Annotated in this window: 21 protein-coding genes and 1 riboswitch; of the genes, 15 read left to right on the forward strand and 6 right to left on the reverse strand. The window is 39.8% G+C overall.

The window, feature by feature from the left end; all coding sequences use genetic code 11:
- The first annotated feature begins 13 nt into the window (after positions 1–13).
- Entirely contained in the window at positions 14–148 is a 135-nt protein-coding gene (locus LC455_RS31345; protein WP_263297732.1) for a hypothetical protein, read from the forward strand.
- 37 nt (positions 149–185) lie between these two features.
- On the opposite strand, the gene LC455_RS07940 is transcribed toward LC455_RS31345, so the two are convergent.
- Positions 186–1,724 carry an FAD-dependent oxidoreductase gene (locus LC455_RS07940; RefSeq protein ID WP_223589648.1) on the reverse strand — a complete coding sequence of 513 codons (1,539 nt, stop codon included), beginning with the start codon at positions 1,722–1,724 and terminating at the stop codon, positions 186–188.
- 133 nt (positions 1,725–1,857) lie between these two features.
- Between LC455_RS07940 and LC455_RS07945 the strand changes: the two genes are divergently transcribed.
- Complete coding sequence (locus LC455_RS07945; RefSeq protein ID WP_223589649.1) at positions 1,858–2,766, forward strand: phosphotransferase; 909 nt, start codon at positions 1,858–1,860, stop codon at positions 2,764–2,766.
- Here LC455_RS07945 and LC455_RS07950 read toward each other — a convergent pair.
- Together LC455_RS07950 and LC455_RS07955 are read right to left on the reverse strand one after the other, a co-directional pair.
- Complete coding sequence (locus LC455_RS07950) at positions 2,763–2,909, reverse strand: hypothetical protein (protein WP_223589651.1); 147 nt, start codon at positions 2,907–2,909, stop codon at positions 2,763–2,765. The two genes, LC455_RS07945 and LC455_RS07950, sit on opposite strands and share 4 nt — an antisense overlap.
- A gap of 104 nt (positions 2,910–3,013) precedes the next feature.
- A complete protein-coding gene (locus LC455_RS07955) occupies positions 3,014–3,388 on the reverse strand; it encodes a DUF1360 domain-containing protein (RefSeq protein WP_223589653.1) in 375 nt (124 codons plus the stop codon).
- A 113-nt stretch (positions 3,389–3,501) separates the two neighbouring features.
- Between LC455_RS07955 and safA the strand changes: the two genes are divergently transcribed.
- The 11 genes from safA to LC455_RS08010 all read left to right on the forward strand — a co-directional run bounded on the left by safA (position 3,502) and on the right by LC455_RS08010 (position 15,287).
- Positions 3,502–4,116: a SafA/ExsA family spore coat assembly protein gene (gene safA / locus LC455_RS07960; protein ID WP_223589654.1), complete on the forward strand. Its 615-nt coding sequence runs from the start codon at positions 3,502–3,504 to the stop codon at positions 4,114–4,116.
- A gap of 142 nt (positions 4,117–4,258) precedes the next feature.
- Entirely contained in the window at positions 4,259–4,606 is a 348-nt protein-coding gene (locus tag LC455_RS07965; RefSeq protein WP_223589656.1) for a lmo0954 family membrane protein, read from the forward strand.
- A 209-nt stretch (positions 4,607–4,815) separates the two neighbouring features.
- A complete protein-coding gene (locus LC455_RS07970) occupies positions 4,816–5,460 on the forward strand; it encodes a PspA/IM30 family protein (RefSeq protein WP_223589658.1) in 645 nt (214 codons plus the stop codon).
- Positions 5,461–5,536: 76 nt separating this feature from the next.
- A complete protein-coding gene (gene liaF / locus LC455_RS07975) occupies positions 5,537–6,280 on the forward strand; it encodes a cell wall-active antibiotics response protein LiaF (protein WP_317851416.1) in 744 nt (247 codons plus the stop codon).
- Positions 6,277–7,326: a sensor histidine kinase gene (locus tag LC455_RS07980; RefSeq protein ID WP_223589661.1), complete on the forward strand. Its 1,050-nt coding sequence runs from the start codon at positions 6,277–6,279 to the stop codon at positions 7,324–7,326. Before liaF ends, LC455_RS07980 begins: the two co-directional genes overlap by 4 nt.
- Positions 7,319–7,951 (forward strand): response regulator, encoded by a 633-nt coding sequence (locus LC455_RS07985; RefSeq protein ID WP_223589662.1) that lies wholly within the window; start codon positions 7,319–7,321, stop codon positions 7,949–7,951. The genes LC455_RS07980 and LC455_RS07985 overlap by 8 nt, the downstream gene beginning before the upstream one ends.
- Positions 7,952–8,089: 138 nt before the next feature.
- Positions 8,090–8,938: an iron uptake system protein EfeO gene (efeO, locus tag LC455_RS07990; protein ID WP_223589663.1), complete on the forward strand. Its 849-nt coding sequence runs from the start codon at positions 8,090–8,092 to the stop codon at positions 8,936–8,938.
- Positions 8,939–10,225 (forward strand): iron uptake transporter deferrochelatase/peroxidase subunit, encoded by a 1,287-nt coding sequence (gene efeB, locus LC455_RS07995; RefSeq protein WP_223589665.1) that lies wholly within the window; start codon positions 8,939–8,941, stop codon positions 10,223–10,225.
- Between the two features lie 32 nt (positions 10,226–10,257).
- Positions 10,258–12,003, forward strand: coding sequence for an FTR1 family iron permease (locus LC455_RS08000; protein WP_223589667.1), 1,746 nt, complete (start codon positions 10,258–10,260; stop codon positions 12,001–12,003).
- Positions 12,004–12,110: 107 nt separating this feature from the next.
- The gene (locus tag LC455_RS08005; protein WP_223589668.1) at positions 12,111–13,460 is read left to right on the forward strand and encodes a polysaccharide biosynthesis protein; all 1,350 of its coding nucleotides are present in this window, start codon (positions 12,111–12,113) and stop codon (positions 13,458–13,460) included.
- An 87-nt stretch (positions 13,461–13,547) separates the two neighbouring features.
- Positions 13,548–15,287, forward strand: coding sequence for an aromatic amino acid hydroxylase (locus tag LC455_RS08010; protein ID WP_223589670.1), 1,740 nt, complete (start codon positions 13,548–13,550; stop codon positions 15,285–15,287).
- A 42-nt stretch (positions 15,288–15,329) separates the two neighbouring features.
- Here the strand turns inward: LC455_RS08010 and LC455_RS08015 are convergent, their stop codons facing one another.
- Together LC455_RS08015 and mscL are read right to left on the reverse strand one after the other, a co-directional pair.
- Positions 15,330–15,938 carry a Bax inhibitor-1/YccA family protein gene (locus LC455_RS08015; protein ID WP_223589862.1) on the reverse strand — a complete coding sequence of 203 codons (609 nt, stop codon included), beginning with the start codon at positions 15,936–15,938 and terminating at the stop codon, positions 15,330–15,332.
- A 76-nt stretch (positions 15,939–16,014) separates the two neighbouring features.
- Positions 16,015–16,413, reverse strand: coding sequence for a large conductance mechanosensitive channel protein MscL (gene mscL / locus LC455_RS08020; RefSeq protein ID WP_223589671.1), 399 nt, complete (start codon positions 16,411–16,413; stop codon positions 16,015–16,017).
- A 157-nt stretch (positions 16,414–16,570) separates the two neighbouring features.
- Positions 16,571–16,617: riboswitch (PreQ1 riboswitch) on the forward strand.
- Positions 16,618–16,706: 89 nt separating this feature from the next.
- Between mscL and queF the strand changes: the two genes are divergently transcribed.
- Positions 16,707–17,204, forward strand: a complete 498-nt coding sequence (gene queF, locus LC455_RS08025) for a preQ(1) synthase (RefSeq protein ID WP_223589673.1) — start codon at positions 16,707–16,709, stop codon at positions 17,202–17,204.
- A 42-nt stretch (positions 17,205–17,246) separates the two neighbouring features.
- On the opposite strand, the gene LC455_RS08030 is transcribed toward queF, so the two are convergent.
- Positions 17,247–18,749 (reverse strand): LuxR C-terminal-related transcriptional regulator, encoded by a 1,503-nt coding sequence (locus LC455_RS08030; RefSeq protein WP_223589674.1) that lies wholly within the window; start codon positions 18,747–18,749, stop codon positions 17,247–17,249.
- Positions 18,750–18,953: 204 nt separating this feature from the next.
- Here LC455_RS08030 and LC455_RS08035 point away from each other — a divergent pair, with 204 nt between their 5' ends.
- On the forward strand, positions 18,954–19,526 hold the full coding sequence (locus LC455_RS08035) for a DUF6230 family protein (protein WP_223589676.1): 573 nt from the start codon (positions 18,954–18,956) through the stop codon (positions 19,524–19,526).
- Positions 19,527–19,538: the final 12 nt, after the last annotated feature.

Genomic DNA, 19,538 nt, shown 5'->3' on the forward strand with positions numbered 1-19,538 from the left:
GGAGCTGACAGCAGTGGGAAGAACGAAGCTGGGAAACGCCAATGCCAATCGTAATAACAATCGAAAAAAGGGTATGAGAAACAGCGAAGAACTGGTTGAATTTACAACTGGTGAAGATTTAAAACGTAACCGTCCAAATAGTAAATAACGAATAACGCCTCCTAAAACTTAGGAGGCGTTGTTTATTATATTTGCTCTTCTTCCTTAAGCAATTCCAGTGCTCTAAGAGCAGGTCCCTCAATTACATCGCCGGAATATGCATAGCGGGAACCATGACATGGGCAATCCCATGTTTTTTCCGCATCATTCCATTCACACTCACAGCCTAGGTGGGTACAGGTGGTATCCACAATATAGAGTTTTCCGTCTTTATCCTTGTAGGCACCTGCTCTTTTTCCTTTAAACATGACAGCTGAGCCTTCTCCGTTCTGCAAATCCTCCGGATCCTTTGGCACAATTTCCAGTTTCCCTTTGATTAGATGCTTGGCAACATCTAGATTAGCGGTAATAACATTTTTTAGATCCGGGTCTGCCTGGAATCTAGATGGAGAATACAATTCTTTGTATGGATTTTCCCTATCCAAAACATAATCTGTGAGCAAGTGGGCAGCGAAAATGCCTGTTGTCATGCCCCATTTTTTATAGCCTGTTGCTACTAAAATATGCTCTCGCTCGGAAGTGGTTGGGCCGATGTATGGGACTTTGTCAAGTGTCACTAAATCTTGAGCCGACCAGCGGTAAGTATATTCTTTGATGCCGAACACCTCTTCTGCAAAGGTCTCCAGTGCTTCATAATGTTTCATCGTATTGATGCCTTGGCCGGGTTTATGCTTTTCCCCGCCGATGATGATAAGCTTTTCATCTCCATCAAGCGGCGTATAACGTATAGAACGAGGAGGGCTTTCAGCACTGATATACATACCGCCTGGATAGTCTTTATCTGTTTTTATTCCAATGGCGTAAGACCTGCTCGCATACATTCGTGCGAAATAAAGACCTACTTTATCAGAAAAAGGAAAATGTGATGCCATAATGACTTTTTTGCATGTAACGGTATTGCCAGTTTTGGTGATGACTTTTGTTTCACCGTCATCATCATCAATTTCATCAGCTGTTGTGTTTTCATAAACAGCACAGCCGTTTTTCACTGCTTCATCCAGAAGGCCCTTTAAAAATTTTAATGGGTGATATTGAGCCTGGTTGCTCATCATCAAGGCTGCTTTTGCAGGAATATTAAAAGGAATCGTATCCTTTAAAGCACCATCAATACCCAGCCTTTTATAAGCCTCCCATTCAGTTTGCAGCTTGTCTACATATTCTTCGGTAGTTGCATAAATATAGGCGTCTTCCTTGCTAAAATCACAGTCAATCCCTTTTTCATTTATTGTTCTTTCTACAAATTCAATGGCACTAGAGGTGGAATCATAATATTGTCGAGCCTTTTCTTCACCAAAATGATGGATTAGTTCATCATAAAGGATGTCATGCTGTGCCGTTAATTTCGCAGTTGTATGACCTGTTGTTCCATTTAAAACACTGCCGGCTTCCAATAACGCAACCTTTACCCCCTCATTTGAGAGCAAATAGGCTGCTGTAATACCCGTTATCCCTGCTCCTACAATGGCAACATCGACGGTTATATCTTCGTTTAATTTTTTAAAAGCAGGTAATTCAATTTCACGCCAATACGTTTTTGGGAATTGTGGGATATTATCTGACGTCATATGTACTCCTCCATTTTCCAAAATGAACTCCTGTTTAATTTTTCCTAAAATGATAAAATTAATCTAAAAGTAAAAAAGAAAGAACCTTGCTTGATGGGCAAGGCACTTTTTTTGAAATATGGAGGCTTGATGAATGACAAACCCTTGGACGCCGGAAATTGAATTATCCTCTCAAGAAGCAAGCAAACTCATTGGAACGCAGTTTCCTCAGCTTAATCCCATCCAAATTAGCTTTTTAGGGCTAGGCTTTGATAACACTGTCTTTAAGGTAAATAATCAATACATTTTTCGGTTTCCTAGAAGAACAATTGCGGTGGATTTATTAAAAACAGAAAATCAGCTTTTGCCACACCTTGCCAAAAACCTTAATTTGCCTATACCAACGCCCATTTTTTTCGGAAGCCCCAGCAGTACATATCCATGGCCATTTACTGGATATCAAGCTGTTAACGGAGAAACACCACGCCAATTAACAGAAGAAATAAGACTTTTATCGGTTGAATCTATAGCAGAGTTTTTACGAACGCTTCATCAGTTTCCAATCGACATGGCTAAAAACCTTCATGTACCAAATGATCAACTGAATCGATTAAGTATTCCAATCAGAAGAAAAAAATTAGAGGAAAATGTAAATATAGCTGTCGCAGATGGATTGATAAAAAATCCAGAAGTAATAGGAAATTATCTTAAAAGGTTAAAAAGTGTTGAGGTGAATCAAGAACTTGCCCTTGTCCATGGCGATCTTCATTTTAAGAATCTTTTAGTGGACAACAAAGGGTTAATTACAGGCGTTATTGACTGGGGAGATGTGCATATCGGACATCGTGCTGTAGATTTATCGATTGTCTACAGTTTTTTTCCGCCTGCAGGCAGAAAACGATTTTTTGAAATTTATGGCAATGTAGACGAAATCACCAGGTATCTAGCTAGATTTAAGGCAATTTTCACAAGTATAATGCTGGTTAGGTTTGCCCATGAGCATAATGATCAAGAAGCTTTCGATGCTGCCGGGCAAGCATTAAATATGGCCTTAGCGGATTAAGGAGATTCATTTTCTTCGGGAATAGGATCAATTCGTTTTGCATCCTCAGAATTAAGACCGTTTCTTAAAAAATGAATCCAGGTTCCTACAGCAAAACCAAGACACAAAAGAAATCCGATGGTTGTAATCCACAAAAGAGCCATTGTAAATCCCCCTTTAGTTTAGCCTTGAGCGTCCAAGGAAGCTTGAGCTTTCTAAAATATATGCATAAGGGGGATTAATTTTTCCAACCTTTACAGTGTTTTCTTTATTCCTTTTTCTTCAATTCAGCATAATAATCGACTTTTTTAATATTAACGCCCACAAAGGTTTCGATAATGGACTGACCGCCAGCAATCGAAAAAATCAATATAACCACATAAGTAATCTTGGGGAATAATAAGTAAGCTGCCCCGAAGAAGATTGCACTCCAAACGCCGGCACACCAATAACACTTCAATAAATACCCAAACATGGAGGTCGGGACTTCCTTTGTTTCGGTTCCATTTTCTGTTTCCACTTTCACTTTTTTCACAAAGGGCCTCCGGATGGATTCGGTAATTTTATCGAAAACAATTAAATGGGTGAATCGGTAGCTTGCTAAAATTAACATGATATAGGTCATCCACGAAATGTCTTTCAAATTTAGTCCTCCAAAACCTTTTGATTTCAACGTCTTAGTTAGAGATTTATTTTTTCAAGTCCTGTATATTTTGAGCCTGAAATCAAAAATATATATTCGGAGGAGGCTAAAAAATGAAAAAATCTTTTTGGTTTAGTTTAATGTTTCTACTTTCTCTTTTCTGCATTCCAAGCGTTTCATTTGCCCAACAAATTTATACTGTTCAGCCGGGAGACTCGCTTTGGAAAATTGCCGTCAGGTATCAAGTGGGACTCTCAGAAATTATTTCAGCAAACCCGCAATTTAAGAATCCTGCAATGATTTATCCGGGTCAAAAGGTAACCATTCCAGACTTAGGCGGGGTTAAATCGATTGAAAACCAGGTTATTTCGCTGACGAATCAGGAACGGGCGAAAAATGGGCTAAAAGCGTTAACACCTGACTGGGAGCTTTCAAGGGTGGCTCGCTATAAGGCCATGGATATGCGGGACAAAAATTATTTTAGTCATACTAGTCCAACCTATGGCAGTCCGTTTGACATGATGAAAAATTTCGGCATTCAATATAGCTCTGCAGCTGAGAACATTGCCGCAGGACAAACCACTCCAGCATCAGTCGTCCAAGCATGGATGAACAGCTCAGGACACCGTGCCAATATTTTAAGCACAAGATCGACTTATATTGGTGTAGGCTATGCTGCCGGCGGTTCAAAACGATATTATTGGGTTCAGATGTTTATTTCAAAATAAAACAAGAAGGGTCAGTTTCTTATAAGAGACTGACCCTTTCTACGTCTCAGGTCTGAGTTGAAAATCAAGCTCTAGCGCAATTATGGGAGATAAAGAAAAAAGGTAAGATGGTATCAAGATAAAGAAAGGAGTGAAAAACAAAATGAAAAAATTTGGTTTACTTTTAGCAGGTGGGATTGCAGCAGTCGTTTTACTGTCAACAATCGGTCCGATGGTGGGGCTGCTCGTTAGCCTCGTGCTCCTGTATTTCATATTCAAACAGTTTTTAAAAGCTAATTCGACTGGAGCAAAAATCGGTCTAGGGATTATCGGTGCGATCGTCCTAGTGGCTTCTATCCATAACATCCCTGCCATCATTGGTGTAGCAGCAGCATATGTGCTTTACCTTGTTTATAAAAAATGGAACGAGAACAAGCATACCAAAATCAAAGAAGAATCAGATCCATTCGTGAATTTTGAAAAACAATGGAATGAATTAAAAAATTATTAAAATAAGGCTGTTTTAGAGGTCATTATTGATTTTGAACTATGTTGATTGGAGCGGAAGGCGCGAGACTCTGCGGGAGTACGGGGCAGGGGAGACCCCGCAGGCGCTTAAGCGCCGAGGAGGCTCCCCGAACCGCCCGCGGAAAGCGAAGCGCCAGGAGCGCAAATCAACAGCCAAGTTAAAAGACCTTAAAATAAAAGGAGAGAATGAACATGACAAACCTGTTTACAAGAATTAAAGATACCATTACTGCTGATTTACATGAAGCAATTGACAAAAAGGAAAAGCAAAACCCAATTGCACTACTTAACCAATACCTCCGTCAGTGTGAGCAGGAAACGGAAAAGGTAAGGAAGCTTCTGGAACGTCAATACACATTAAAGGATGAATTCACTAGAGAATACCAACAGGCCGTAGAATTAACCGAAAAAAGAAAGCATCAAGCGGAAATTGCCTCAAAGGCGGGCGAAACAGAGCTTTATCAGTTTGCGACAGCTGAGTTTCAACAGTATTCCGACCGTGCCGAGCGTCTAAGTGCTTCCCTTGAACAAGTAAAAGGACAGCTTGAAGAATTGGAAAGAAAGTATCAAGAAATGAAGCACAAATTAAAGGATATGCATCTTCGCAGGATGGAATTAATGGGACGAGAAAATGTTACACGCGCTAACCTTCGGATCAATCAGGTGCTAGATTCTAATTCTTACTCTGATAAGTCTTACTCAAAATTTAAGGAAATTGAAAACTACCTAGATCGACTAGAGCATCAAGTAAATAGTTCTTTTCACCGCAGCACCATAGATGCCAGGATCGCTCAATTAGAAAAAGAAATGAAACTGGAAGAAAGCAAGTCCATTTAATGTCAAAACATGGTATGCTAAAAAAGGCGTAGGTTTTACGCCTTTTTGGCAATTGATAAATTTACAAAAAGGGAGGGTGGGCCGTTTGTTAAAAAATAAGAAAAATGAATATACAGGCTGGTTAGTTGTCATTGGAACTGTTGTTCTTCTGCTTGAAATATTGTTTTTCAATCCGGGGCTTATTTTCTCCCTTTTTGTTTCTGGCGGTATGATTTATTTGGGCCGTAAATGGGCAGGAAAAAAGAAAGGGAAAGTTCTGTTCTACGGTGGGATTTTTTTCTTTGCTATTAGTATTTTATCCATGAAAACCTTCAAGTTTTTATTATTCGCTATTCTTTTGCACTATATTATTCAATTCTATCAATCGAAAAAGAATCCAAAGAAAATCCCGCTGGTCTTAACAGAATCAGACAAGGTCCCACATGAGGAAACGCTAATTAAGAGCAAGCCGCTCTTTGAAAATATTTTTTTCGGGCAGCAAAAAACTCCTGCGGGTGCCTATGAATGGAACGACATCAACATCCAGGCAGGAATCGGCGATACCAGCATTGATCTTAGCTATACCATGCTTCCAAAGGGAGAAACAGTTATTTTTATTCGTAACATTATCGGCAATATTCAAATACAGGTCCCATATGAATTGGAAGTAAGTGTTCATCATTCTTGTTTGACTGGTTCCACGTCTGTTTTTGATCATCATGAATCAAAAGTTTTTAATCAAGTCTTTCACCTAAAAACACCGGGATATGAAACCGCAGAGCAAAAAGTGAAAATCTTTACATCGTTATTGGTGGGGAATTTAGAGGTGAGCCGGATATGAGCGCAACCCAGCGGCAAATTGTATGGAGTGTCACCTTTTCCTTTCTAACGGCCATTATTGTTTCAGCCATTTTTCTGAATGTGTTCCCACTTTCGGACTGGTCCCAAGTATGGGAGCGGCATTTCATGGGAATTCCGTTCATTGTTTTTATTCCAGCTTTTAGTATTGCAATAGGAATTCTACTAGGCGCCTACTCTGGTGTTTTTTGGAGAAGGCAGCTAGTGGATGTGGAGCAGGCGTTACACCTGCTTGAAGAAGGAAAACAACACGAGGTAAAACCAAATCCTTCCTTAAGTGAAATTCAAAGTATCGCCAAGCGAATCGATAAAATAGGTAAACAGATGTCCGAGCAGGCAAAGCTCTCGCAGCGCCTTGCAACGGAAAAAGTAGAAGATCTCGAATCGAAAATTCAAGAAATTATTGAACAGGAACGGAATCGGCTTGCCCGCGAACTTCATGATTCCGTCAGCCAGCAATTATTTGCGGCATCGATGATGATGTCGGCCATCAACGAAACAAAGGAACAAACCGAAGAAACACGGGAAGCGAAACAATTAAAACTAGTAGAAGAAATGATTCATCAATCGCAGCTTGAAATGAGGGCTCTTCTGCTTCATTTGCGGCCGGTTGCCCTAAAGAATAAGACCTTGCAGGAAGGAATTGAGGAGCTCTTAATCGAATTATCACAAAAGGTAACAATGGATATTAACTGGAAGGTGGAAGCTTTTCCGTTAGATAAAGGGGTAGAAGATCATCTTTTCCGGATCCTGCAAGAGTCGATATCAAACACACTAAGGCATGCAAAAGCAAATAAGCTCGAGGTCCTGATGATTAAAAGAGATGATCTTGTTATTTTAAGAATTGTGGATGATGGCATAGGTTTTGAAGTGGATGAAATGAAAGCAGGCTCCTATGGAATGCAAAACATGCATGAGCGGGCGCTGGAAGTCGGCGGTACGTTAAAAGTGATTAGTGTAAAAAATAAAGGGACAAGACTGGAAGTGAAGGTTCCGGTGATGGTAAATGGAGATGGTGTAAATGATTAGAGTAGTATTTGTAGATGATCATGAAATGGTGCGAATCGGGGTTTCTTCTTACCTTTCAGCTCAGCCTGACATTGAGGTTGTTGGCGAGGCTGATAATGGAAAAAAAGGGGTGGAATTAGCACTAGAACTCCGCCCAGATATTATTTTAATGGATTTAGTCATGAAGGAAATGGATGGAATTGAGGCAACAAGGCAAATCGTTGAAAAATGGCCTGATGCAAAGGTCATCATCGTGACAAGCTTCCTCGATGACGAAAAGGTCTATCCTGCCCTTGAAGCGGGGGCGACAAGCTACATGCTTAAGACCTCAAAAGCAAGCGAGATTGCCAATGCCGTCCGCGCTACATACCATGGCCAGTCAGTCTTAGAGCCAGAGGTTACCGGCAAAATGATGGTGAAAATGCGCCAGAAGACCCAGCACCTGCCACACGAAGACCTCACCAGCCGTGAACTAGAAATCTTACTTCTTATGGCCCAAGGGAAAACTAATCAGGAAATAGCCGATGAATTGTATATCGCACTGAAAACAGTCAAAACACATGTCAGCAATATTTTAAGCAAGCTAGATGTTCAGGACCGCACCCAAGCAGTCATTTATGCATTTAAACATTCCCTAATAAAGTAATTTTTAAAGGCTTTCCAAATAAAAATGGAGGCCTTTTTATTTTTAATATTAAAAAGTAATTGAAAATTATTCTCAATAGATATATTATAAATAATGAAAATCATTATCACTAGATTCATACCGGAGGTTTATATAAACATGAAATTATTAAAAGTATCTGGAGTTCTATTTTTATCTAGCAGTCTATTATTTGCCTGTTCTAATACTGAGAAAGAATCATCAACAGAAAAGGTTAAAGAAACAAAGAATACATCAGCAGAAGCTCTTAAAGGGGTAACAGGCGAATACCGCCAATATGCTATAGGTGAAATTGAAGAATTTGTTAAGGCAACAGAAGCTTTTACCACAGCAGTTAAAAGCGGTGATATCGAAAAAGCGAAAGAGCTTTATGGAACATCCAGGATGCATTATGAGCGTGCTGAACCAATTGCAGAAGTATTCGGGGATCTGGATCCTAAAATTGATGCCCGTGAAGGGGACGTCCCTGAAGCGGACTGGACTGGATACCACCGTATTGAAAAGGGATTATGGGTAGATAAAACAACAAAGGGCTACGAACAATATGCCGATCAATTAATGAAGGATGTCAATCTATTAAGAGCTAAAGTCGATACTGTTGAAGTAACTCCAGAACTGTTAATCACAGGTGCGGTTGATTTATTAAATGAAGTCTCAACATCTAAGGTTACAGGTGAGGAGGACCGTTATTCTCATACAGATTTATACGACTTTGCAGCAAATGTTGAGGGAGCGGAAAAAATCTATCAGCTTTTAAATCCAGCATTAAAGAAAAAGGATGCCGAGCTTTCAAAGGATATTCAATCCAAATTCACTAATGTTTATAATCTATTAAACAAGCATAAAACAGATAGTGGTTATAAATCCTATACAGATTTATCAGAAGCAGAAGTTAAAGAGCTTAGTCAGGCCATTGATGCACTTGCTGAACCACTTTCTCAAATTGGCATTGTAACGGAGGCGTCTTAATTGACAAACAATCCAAACAACATAGAATCACCAAATGAAAGAAAGATTTCAAGGAGGGACGTTCTTAAAACGGCTGGTATTGGCGGGGTAGGAATGCTGCTAGGGGCTTCAGGGCTTGGCGGCATCATGTCCATTACAGAAAGCAAAGCGACAAGCCAAGAATCCCATGACATCGTTCCTTTTTTTGGTAAGTATCAAAGTGGAATTGCGACCAAAACACAAAACCATGTTTATTTTGTTTCCTTGGACGTGACAACTTCAAAAAAGGCGGATCTTAAAAAGCTGTTTAAAGATTGGACCAAGGCGTCAGCACTTTTGACGGCAGGAAAACCAGTCGGTGAGCTTTCAGGCAATGAATTTCTCCCTCCAAAGGATACGGGGGAGGCAGCAGGATTATCGCCATCCAATTTAACGATTACGTTTGGAGTCGGCCCAAGTCTCTTTGTAAAAGACAATCAAGACCGTTTTGGCTTAAAGTCTAAACAGCCGAAAGAGTTAAAGGATCTGCCCAAATTCCCGCTTGATGCGTTAGACGAGAAATGGACGGGAGGCGATCTTTGCATCCAGGCTTGTGCAGATGATCTTCAAGTGGCTTTTCATGCTGTCAGAAACCTGATTAGGATTGCCAGGGGAAAAGCTACCTTACGCTGGGCACAAACAGGCTTTCAGCGGAGCAAGCAGGCTGATCCCAAAAGTGAAACACCAAGGAATTTATTCGGCTTTAAAGACGGCACTGTGAACCCTGATGTAAATAGTGAAAAACAAATGAACGAGGTTGTATGGGTTCAGCCGGGGGATGGTCCGAATTGGCTGGTAAATGGCAGTTATCTTGTTGTCCGCCGTATCCAAATGTTTATTGAAGTATGGGACCGTACTTTATTAAAAGAGCAGGAAAGAACCTTTGGACGCCAACGCGGGAGCGGTGCTCCACTAGGCCAAAAAAATGAATTTGATAACCCTGATTTTAATCACAAAGATGAAAATGGAGAGGATTATATACCCGCGGATTCACATGTTCGTCTTTCCCGGGGGGATGGATCCCAAAAAATCCTCCGCAGGGGTTATTCCTACTCCGATGGGATGGATTTGAAAACTGGAACTCTTGATGCCGGTCTTTTATTCATTGGTTTCCAGCGGGCACCAAGCAAGCAATTTATCCCTATTCAAACCCGATTGGCAAACATGGATAAATTAAACGAATATATTTCCCACCGCGGCAGCGCTATTTTTGCCTGCCTGCCAGGAACAAAACAGGGCGGTTTTATCGGAGAGACACTATTTAATTAGTGTTTTTCCTTTTATAGAGGAGAGATAGTTATATGCAAAAATTGTTAAAGCCATTTCTATTCCTGACGATTTTATTTGTGTTTTTGCAAGCGGTACAACCAGTTACAGCGGCAGAAAATCATGATGAGCTTTTTGTCCTGATTGGCGATAGTTTAATGAAGGCGAAAGATGGTGATAGGGGAACTGTTGCCAAAAACATGGAACAATTCGCAAGTGAATGGGATTCCGTTAAGAAATCCGACAGCAAGCAGGCAAAAAAGGTGGACGAAAACCTTAAAAAGGTTCAAAGTTTACTAGCCAAAGAGAATGTGGATAAAGAGGCACTTTCAAAAAGCCTATCGGCTCTGTCTAGTTCAGTTGTTTTGTATGATCAGGAACAAAATCCAGAAGATAAGGCAAAAGGGAAAGAGCAAGTAAAACAGATGCTTACAATAACCGCGAAATTAAAGGAGTCGATTAAGGAGGGGAATCTATTAACCCTAAAGGCTGAATACCAGTCGCTCCTAAATCAATGGAATGCATCCGAAAAGATTGTTCATGATGAAAGTATTGCGACATATGGGAATATCGAAAAATACATGGCATTAATCCGCATCGCGATTACCCAAAACCCAGCGGATCTTGAAAAGGCTGAAACGAATGTAGACCAGTTAACCAAAGTCGTGGAGAATTTTTTAGCTGGCAAGGTTACGAAGCAGGTAAAAGGGGAATATTCGTTATCAGACCTGACGGCATTATTAAGTAAGGCAGAGAATGAAATTTCTGACAAGGATTATCAGACTGCTATCAGTCATTTAAATGAAATTCTCGATATCTGGCCCATGGTTGAAGGGGATGTGTCAACAAAGGACAACAAACTGTACAGCGATATTGAAACGAAAGTTCCTGCCGCTATCAGTATATTAAGCTCCAAAAAAGTAAATGAATCAAAAGCACTGACGATCGTAGAGGACTTAAACTCACGACTTGCTCCATTAACGAGCAAAACCGATTATTCTTTATGGGATGCGGCACTTATATTATTACGTGAAGGGTTAGAAGGGCTGCTAATCGTTGCCACCCTAATTGCTTTCTTAAAGAAAATGGGCCAGCAGACTAAACAAAAATGGATTTGGGCTGGAGTTGCGGCAGGCGTGCTGGCAAGTGCAGTGCTTGCAGTCATTATCAATATTGTCTTTTCAAAGATTACAGCAGCGTCAAGCCGGGAGTATATTGAAGGCATAACGGGTGTTATAGCGGTTGTCATGATGCTGACGATTGGGGCATGGCTTCATAATAAATCAAGTATTGGGAATTGGAATAAGTATATAAATCAGCAGATGCAAGAAGCCATAGCAAGAGGAAGCCTTCTTTCTTTTGCGTTTATCAGCTTTTTGTCTGTTTTTCGTGAAGGTGCAGAGACCATCATTTTTTACGCGGGGATAACCCCATATATAAGCCTGCAGCAGTTAATCTTGGGGGTACTTCTAGCTGTAGGATTATTAGTGATTGTCGGATTTGCGATTATTCACTACAGTGTTAAAATTCCCATCCGCTTATTCTTTAAGGCTGCAACTTTATTAATATATTTCTTAGCCTTTAAAATACTGGGAATTAGCCTCCATGCCTTACAGGTTTCAAATGTACTTTCCACCAGTACTGTACAAAATCTTCCGTTCATAGATTGGATGGGATTATATCCAACCTGGGAAACCACATTAACTCAAGCTCTGTTAGTAGCTGTCATCATTCTAATGACATGGACGGTTAAGAAGCGCGCGGTTACAACAAATATTTAAAAGGGCGAAGGCCCTTTTTTTGTTGCCATCAAAAAATATTCTCCTAATATTCATGGAACTTGTCTCATATGTTATAGAGTGATATTAAAAAAAGGGAGAATAAAAAATTGGCTATTTACTACAAGAGTGTGTTCTTTTTAGCTGCTTCTGCATTTTTGGGTGAAGGAATTGAGTTCTTAGTAAATATGATACTGGCAAGAGAGTTGGGAACACACGGTTTAGGGCTTTATATGTCCATTCTGCCAACGATATTTTTAATTGTCCTGCTTTCGAGCTTCGAACTGCCAGTCTCGATTTCAAAATTCATTGCTGAACGGGAAGAACGCTATCACCGTAATATTCTTTATCATGCCATTACAATCACCATTATCTTTACTAGTATTCTATTTTTATTGGCAACCGTGATTATCCCGTTCATCCCGATTTTTAAAACGTACCATCCGTATGTAAAATGGTTTGTCATGATGCTCATTCCGGTTATTTCCTTTACTTCGGTAGCAAGAGGTTATTTTATGGGAAAGCAGCAGATGGGGAAAATTGCCGTTTCCAATTTTTTAAGGAAAGTCGTGCAGCTTGCCGGCCTATTTATCCTTTTTCGATTCCTTGCCTTTGACTCAGAAAGAGCTCTACTGATCGCTATTGGCACATTAATTGGCAGTGAAATCGTTGTTTTCCTTTACCTCATTTATATGTTTATCATTCAATTTCAACAAATCAAGCGCCAGCCTTTTTCCAATCTAAATCGGAAGGCCGTTCGGAAAAATTTAATGGCCGTTTCAATACCGACAACTGGGATGCGCTTGTTTTCTGCCTTTACCAACGCCGTTCAACCGTTCGTTATTAAAGCAGCCTTAGTACATTCTGGAATGACGGAAAAACTTGCAACCGAGCAATTTGGGATGCTGATGGGTGTGGCGATGTCGATTGGCTTCTTTCCAGCTTTTATTGCTCATTCGCTATTAGTTGTTCTCATCCCTGCTGTCTCGAAAGCCCATTCCGAGCGAGATTATCCTACCTTACAAAAAATGCTACAGCAGGTGATGAAGCTTACCCTTTTGTACGGTGTTGCAGCAGTCACCATTTTCTATTTTTATGCTCCTGAATTAACGTCCCTTTTCTTTAAATCGGAAACACCTGCTATCTTCCTGCAATTACTATGGCCGTTTTTCTTGTTCCATTTCTTTATTATGCCAATGCAGGCTTTTATGATCGGTTTAGACATGATTAAAGAAGCGTTTATTCATATTATTTGGTCAACGGTCATCTCCTTTGGACTTATTCTTTGGCTTGGTTCCCAAGCGGAGTGGGGAATGAATGGAGTTATTATTGGAATGAATACGGGTTCTGTCTTATTAGCGATGATGCATTATTTAACCATTTGCAAGAAAATAGGCTTTTCCATATTAATGAAAGGTACAAAGTGGGAAAAGGATTTGCCCAGTCATTTGAAGAATTAGTTATGGAACATAATTATCATTTGCATAGCATAAGAAACTAACGGAAGACATTTATCTAAACTATTTATTTAGAGGAGAATGTTCACGATGACTGGAAATGGAACAAAAGAAATCCCTGCACATTTAAAGCCGTTTATTTCCAAACAATACTACCATCGCTATACTCCTATCGAACATGCAGTCTGGCGATTTGTAATGAAGCAAAATCACTATTTTTTGAAACAAATTGCGCATCCAGCCTATGTAAATGGCCTCCGAGATTCTGGTATCAAAACCGAATCGATTCCAAAGGTAGAGGATATGAATACGAGCTTGGCAAAAGTGGGCTGGGGGGCCGTTACGATTGATGGCTTGATTCCAGGCTCGGCCTTTTATGGTTTTTTAGCAAACGGGATTTTACCGATTGCCACAGAAATAAGGAATATCCAAAACATTGCGTATACGCCGGCACCCGATATGCTTCATGAAGCAGCAGGGCATGCCCCGATTTTATTAGATGAATCTTACAGGGACTTCGTTAAGAAAATTGGAGAAATGGGCGCGAAAGCCCTGTCCAGTAAAGAAAAACTAGAGGTATTTATGGCGGTTCGCCATTTAACGATTGTCGCTGAGGACCCAAAATCAACGCTGGAGCAGGTGAAAGCTGCGGAACAACAAGTGGCTGAAGCTAGAAAGAAGGTAAAAGGATTATCTGAATCTGACCAAGTATCACGTCTTTTTTGGTGGACCGTGGAATATGGATTAATTGGCGAGTTAGATAATCCAATTATTTATGGTGCCGGCTTGCTATCTTCAGTAGGAGAAAGTCAAAGCTGTTTAAAGGAAGATGTAAGAAAAATTCCTTTTTCCGTTGAGGAATGTACGAAGACTCCTTATGATGTCACAAAGCCGCAGCCGCAATTATTTGTTTGTAAAAGCTTTGATGATTTAGTAGCCAAGATTGATGAATTTGCTAATACGATGGCATTTCGAAAAGGCGGGACAGAAAGCCTTGAAAAGGCATTAACGACTGAAAATACAGCTACGATGGTTTTCTCTTCTGGTTTGCAGGTAACTGGCACGGTTGCGGATATTTTGAAGGATGATACAGGAGAAGCTGTCTATTTCCGTACTGCAGGGCCTACTGCTTTATCCTATGATAACCACCAATTAGCAGGCCATGGCACCGAAACACATCGTAAAGGCTTTGGAACGCCAATCGGCAAATTAAAGGGTGATATTGTCCTTGAACAATGCTCTAGAGAGCAATTACAATCTCTAGGAATCTTTGAAGCAAAGGAAGTCGTCCTAAACTTTCAAAGCGGGGTAAAGGTAGAGGGTACGGTTAAAAGTATCTTATACTCAGAGAACACGCCAATCATTATTTCCTTTAAGGATTGTACAGTAACCTTTAAAGATCAGGTCCTTTTTGAAAAAGCATGGGGAACTTTCGATATGGCCGTTGGAGCACATATTACCTCCGTCTTTGCCGGTGCTGCCGATCCTAACAATTATTTTGAAATTGAATCAAAAGAGGAAATCGAGGATGAAATGGATCAGCCAAGCTGGAGTGAGCTTGAGGGGTTATATGAAAAGGTCCGGAATTTACGCGAGGCAGCCGTTTGGAATGAAAAGAGTTTATCCAGTTTAAATGAAGTTTTAACCAAATTGGATCAAGATTATCCGCAGGAATGGCTGTTGCGCTTGGAAATTTTAGAACTCTATAAAATTCATATTGGCAGTCATACCAATGTTGATAGAATTTTAAAAGTATTAAATAAAGCTAATTGGGAGCCATCAGTGAAACAAATGATTGGTCGTGGTCTGACATTGTTTAACGGTAATTAACATCAAAAGGAGCTTGGGGTGTGACCCTAAGCTCCTAATTTTTTAGTCTTTACTATTTAAAATTCCAAAGATACGGAGAATGCTGATAAATAGATTAATGAAGTCCAAATATAAGTTTAATGCCATCAAAGGCACTTCTTCTGCTCTAACTCCATGATGCTTCATGCGGCTGATATCAAAGAGAACGTACCCGCTGAAAACTAATACTCCGATAAATGAATAGGCAAGCATTCCAGTAGAGCTTAAAGGAAAGAAAATATTAAAAATTGAAATTGCTACTAATGCAAGCAAGGCAGCAAGTAGAAAACCACCTAAGAAAGAAAAGTTCTGTTTTGACTTTGCGGCGTAAATAGCAATACCAGAGAATACAACAGTAGTGCTTGCGAATGCCATTATAACGACGTTAGCGCCTGAAGTAGCTAGGTAGTAAGCAACGATTGGATATAAGGTAATCCCTGAAATAAACGTGAAAAGATACAGGAATGAATAAGACATTGCTTTTTTCCGTCTGACGAAGAATGCGATCATCAGCATGACAAATTCTAAAATGGCTAATGGCATAAACAGAGCGGGAGGTACAAATACTCCTGCCATAGTCCCTAAGAAGGCAATGGCTAGAGAAAAGGCAAACGTCCGTATTACAGATGGCATAAATTCAGCAGATGTTTGTGGATACAATTTAGCTTCACCTCAAAATATTGTATTACTAAGTTATACGTAAAAGTGGTCAAGATGTTTCATTTTTTCTGAAAAAATCTTTGTCTTCTTTTAACAGGTCGCGAATTTCGGCTAATAACTCTTCTTCACGGCTGATTTTTGCTTCCACTTTAGCAGGCTCTTCTTTCTTCTTAAAGCGGCTCAGGAACTTTATAAAGAGGAAAATCGAAATGGCGATAATGAAGAAATCAAGGACTGATTGAAGAAATACGCCATATTTTATCGGGCCATAGGCGAGATCCTTAATATCCTCTACGTTTACTGCACCGCTAATTACTACTATTATTGGCATAATAATATCTGCCACCAGGGATGAGACGATTTTACCAAAAGCTCCACCGATAATAACACCGACAGCTAAATCAATAACATTGCCCTTCATGGCAAATTGTTTAAATTCTTTCCACATCCAATAAAACCTCCGAAAATAGTTTCTTAATTGTATATTGTAACCATAAGACTCTTAAAATTTCAAACTCAAAGGATTTCCAACAATATGTTGATTGACAGTTCCTTTAATTTTAACTATAGTAACTATGTTAAATTAAATTTATCTGCACCCGTTTATGGGAGAGGTTCATAGCGTATACCCTCTATAAAAAACTATGGAATGGACAAATTGACCATATCCTTAGGATATGGTTTTTTATTTCTTAGTTTTTGAGCTCCTATAATTCGCGGTTAACATAAGGAGGACTAAAAATGGCTGGAAGAACAGATGCTGAATTAGAAGGCGTAACACTACTTGGTAACCAAGGCACAAAATACTTGTTTGAATATACACCTGAGGTATTGGAGGCGTTTGATAATAAGCATCCAAACCGTGACTATTTTGTAAAATTCAATTTCCCTGAATTCACAAGTCTTTGTCCAAAAACAGGGCAGCCCGACTTTGCAACCATTTATATAAGCTACATTCCAGATCAAAAGATGGTCGAAAGTAAATCTCTCAAGCTATATCTTTTCAGCTTCCGTAACCATGGGGACTTCCATGAAGACTGCATGAACATCATCATGAATGATTTAATTAAGTTAATGGATCCAAGATACATCGAGGTTTGGGGCAAATTCACTCCAAGAGGCGGCATCTCAATTGATCCTTACTGTAACTACGGCAGACCGGGGACAAAATATGAGCAAATGGCCGATCACCGCATGATGAACCACGATCTTTATCCTGAAAAAATTGATAACCGCTAATCACTCTAAAGAGCAGCCTTCCATTTCTGGGGCTGCTCTTTTTCAAGAGATTAAATTCATTTTTAACGCTTTTACCGCGGCATCCGTTCTGTTTTTAGCGGCTAATTTTTGAATAATAACGGAAACATAATCGCGAACGGTATAGCTGCTTAAATGAAGCTCTTTTGCGGCTTCGTTGATAGAAGCGCCCTCTGCGATCAGTTTCAAAACTTCCTTCTCCCGCTGGGTTAAGAGGCAATCAGAGCCGCCAAATTGTTGAATGGCCTCATCCCATATCGAATACATTAATTCCCCTGCATATCTGCCAAATTTTATTAGCGTTGCCAAGGTTTGTGAGGATACCGCAAATTCGGAGTTTTCACCCTGATCCAATAAAGCAATTCCAAGCAATCTGCTTTTTGAGGGTACAAATATTGGCAAGATAACTAATGAACGAAGCTTATACTCCTGTATATATTTCTTCGGTAAAATCTCAGCTGCATCCTCAAAGTAAAGAGGCTGGGATTGAATCAAAGGAAGTAAATATTTCTGAATTAAGGAAAGCTCGAAAACCTCTTCTTTAATTTGCTGTACAGATGGGATGCTGACATTATAACCAGAAACACCAATCCCCGTATCTTCATAGTGATTATATAAAAATAAGGCACAGCGGCTGAAAGGCATATAATCCACTAATCCCTTTGTAATGGCTTTAACCGCATCATCGGCATTTCGAGAGCATAATAAGTGCTGCAAAAACAGGAGGGAAGCATCCTTCCAAACTATTTTTCTTTCAAGATGATAAAGCTTCAATTGGCGAAGATACATATCCCGAATAAACTGGATTTGCTGTTCACCAATCACTAAATCTTGTTCCTGCAAACACACGAGCAGAATTTCATTCAAACAGGGAATTTTGAGAATTCTTCCCTTATCTGTACCTGCTCCAATCAGTCTGGAGATTGCCAGTGAAAGATGGTCAATTTCCCCTGATTTTAATCCTGAACACATACTAAGCAAATGGCTGTCCACTTCATGCCCAGGAGAACAAACAACACTATCAATTTGAAAATCGTCCTGTTCTTTTTTTACAACAGCCACCCATTTCATTGGGAGAATGTTCGTAGCCATGATCATTTTAACCCATTTATCAGTCAGGTTCTCACTGTCTTGGGTTAATAGCGCCTGGTCAAGGATTCTTGCAAAAAAAGCTTGGATGGCCTGATGGTCGAAAAAGGAGGCAGATGGGGTGGCAGCTACAAGCTTATGAAAGATATTTTCAATTGTAGTAACGAGAAAGATAGTCTCATTTTCATCAAACTTGTTGGAAAAACGCTTTTGCCATTCTGTCAGCACCGAAAGAATAAAAGAGTCTATACGGGGCTTCTTTTCATTTAAAACTTTTTGAATGGCAATTTCAATCATGATATCAAATTCATCTACTAAACTTTCGTTTCGGAATTTTATTGTGGGCAGGAGCTCTTTCCATTCTTTCATAAATGGCTCACGATGCTCCATAAGGATATCGAGCCCTTTCAGTAAAAGCTGTTCCACTTTATGCTCCATGTACTTCCGCCTCCATATCCTCTCTATGAATAAAATATTCGATGGAAAAAATTCCAATATGACCGTAGTGAAAACTCAACCCCGACATTTGTCGGGTCCTTAATAATTTTACGATATTTTTCGTGATTGTAGTAGTAAAACAAGGGTAGTAAGGTATAGAAAAGATAGATTGTTTAAAAATTTCAAAAAATAGGAGGGATTTAAATGGAAAGTTCAGTTCAACTCTTGGAGGGTACGACAAGCAAGAAGGTTTTTTGGTCAGCATTAGGCGCTGGAATTTTAACGTTAGCATTATTAATAGTTTCATTTGGTGTATCAGGTGTGGCCTATGCTGTTCCGATTGCTGGTGTAGGTGATTTTTATGTAGAGTTTGACAAATTAGTTGGAACTGGTTACACCTTCTATCCAAAAATGGGGGAAACAGGCACTTCTGACTCAGCCCCCCAAGGTACCAATTTAATCGAAAATCTAACCATTGACAATTTGCAATTGTATAAGGATTTTAAAGTGGGCGGAGAGTGGATTCGTGTAAAAATAACGGCATCTAAACCTGTTCAGATCAGCGGATTGCAGCATGACGCAGGTCTAATTGAAGCAGATGCCAAATTCCAGAACTTAGTCCTTCAGGAAAAGCACAGCGATGACTGGCAAAAACAATTCAAGCAAACTTCTTCCTCCATTGTTTTAGAACATGCCAAACTAAAAACGCACTATCTCTTCCAGAAGACCATTAATATGAATGGAATGAAACTTACCGTAGAAAAAATTAACAAATAGGGAGTGCGTGCA

The sequence above is a fragment of the Neobacillus bataviensis genome (genome assembly GCF_019969725.1).

Bases quoted from the DNA above. Each gene is read 5' to 3' on its own strand.
- safA (WP_223589654.1), top strand. From the start codon at position 3,502: ATGAAAAAATCTTTTTGGTTTAGTTTAATGTTTCTACTTTCTCTTTTC.
- LC455_RS07965 (WP_223589656.1), top strand. From the start codon at position 4,259: ATGAAAAAATTTGGTTTACTTTTAGCAGGTGGGATTGCAGCAGTCGTT.
- LC455_RS08030 (WP_223589674.1), bottom strand. From the start codon at position 18,749: ATGGAGCATAAAGTGGAACAGCTTTTACTGAAAGGGCTCGATATCCTT.
- LC455_RS08035 (WP_223589676.1), top strand. From the start codon at position 18,954: ATGGAAAGTTCAGTTCAACTCTTGGAGGGTACGACAAGCAAGAAGGTT.
- LC455_RS07985 (WP_223589662.1), top strand. From the start codon at position 7,319: ATGATTAGAGTAGTATTTGTAGATGATCATGAAATGGTGCGAATCGGG.
- LC455_RS07940 (WP_223589648.1), bottom strand. From the start codon at position 1,724: ATGACGTCAGATAATATCCCACAATTCCCAAAAACGTATTGGCGTGAA.
- queF (WP_223589673.1), top strand. From the start codon at position 16,707: ATGGCTGGAAGAACAGATGCTGAATTAGAAGGCGTAACACTACTTGGT.
- LC455_RS08000 (WP_223589667.1), top strand. From the start codon at position 10,258: ATGCAAAAATTGTTAAAGCCATTTCTATTCCTGACGATTTTATTTGTG.
- LC455_RS08010 (WP_223589670.1), top strand. From the start codon at position 13,548: ATGACTGGAAATGGAACAAAAGAAATCCCTGCACATTTAAAGCCGTTT.
- LC455_RS07980 (WP_223589661.1), top strand. From the start codon at position 6,277: ATGAGCGCAACCCAGCGGCAAATTGTATGGAGTGTCACCTTTTCCTTT.
- mscL (WP_223589671.1), bottom strand. From the start codon at position 16,413: ATGTGGAAAGAATTTAAACAATTTGCCATGAAGGGCAATGTTATTGAT.
- LC455_RS08015 (WP_223589862.1), bottom strand. From the start codon at position 15,938: ATGCCATCTGTAATACGGACGTTTGCCTTTTCTCTAGCCATTGCCTTC.
- LC455_RS07970 (WP_223589658.1), top strand. From the start codon at position 4,816: ATGACAAACCTGTTTACAAGAATTAAAGATACCATTACTGCTGATTTA.
- LC455_RS07950 (WP_223589651.1), bottom strand. From the start codon at position 2,909: ATGGCTCTTTTGTGGATTACAACCATCGGATTTCTTTTGTGTCTTGGT.
- LC455_RS07945 (WP_223589649.1), top strand. From the start codon at position 1,858: ATGACAAACCCTTGGACGCCGGAAATTGAATTATCCTCTCAAGAAGCA.
- efeO (WP_223589663.1), top strand. From the start codon at position 8,090: ATGAAATTATTAAAAGTATCTGGAGTTCTATTTTTATCTAGCAGTCTA.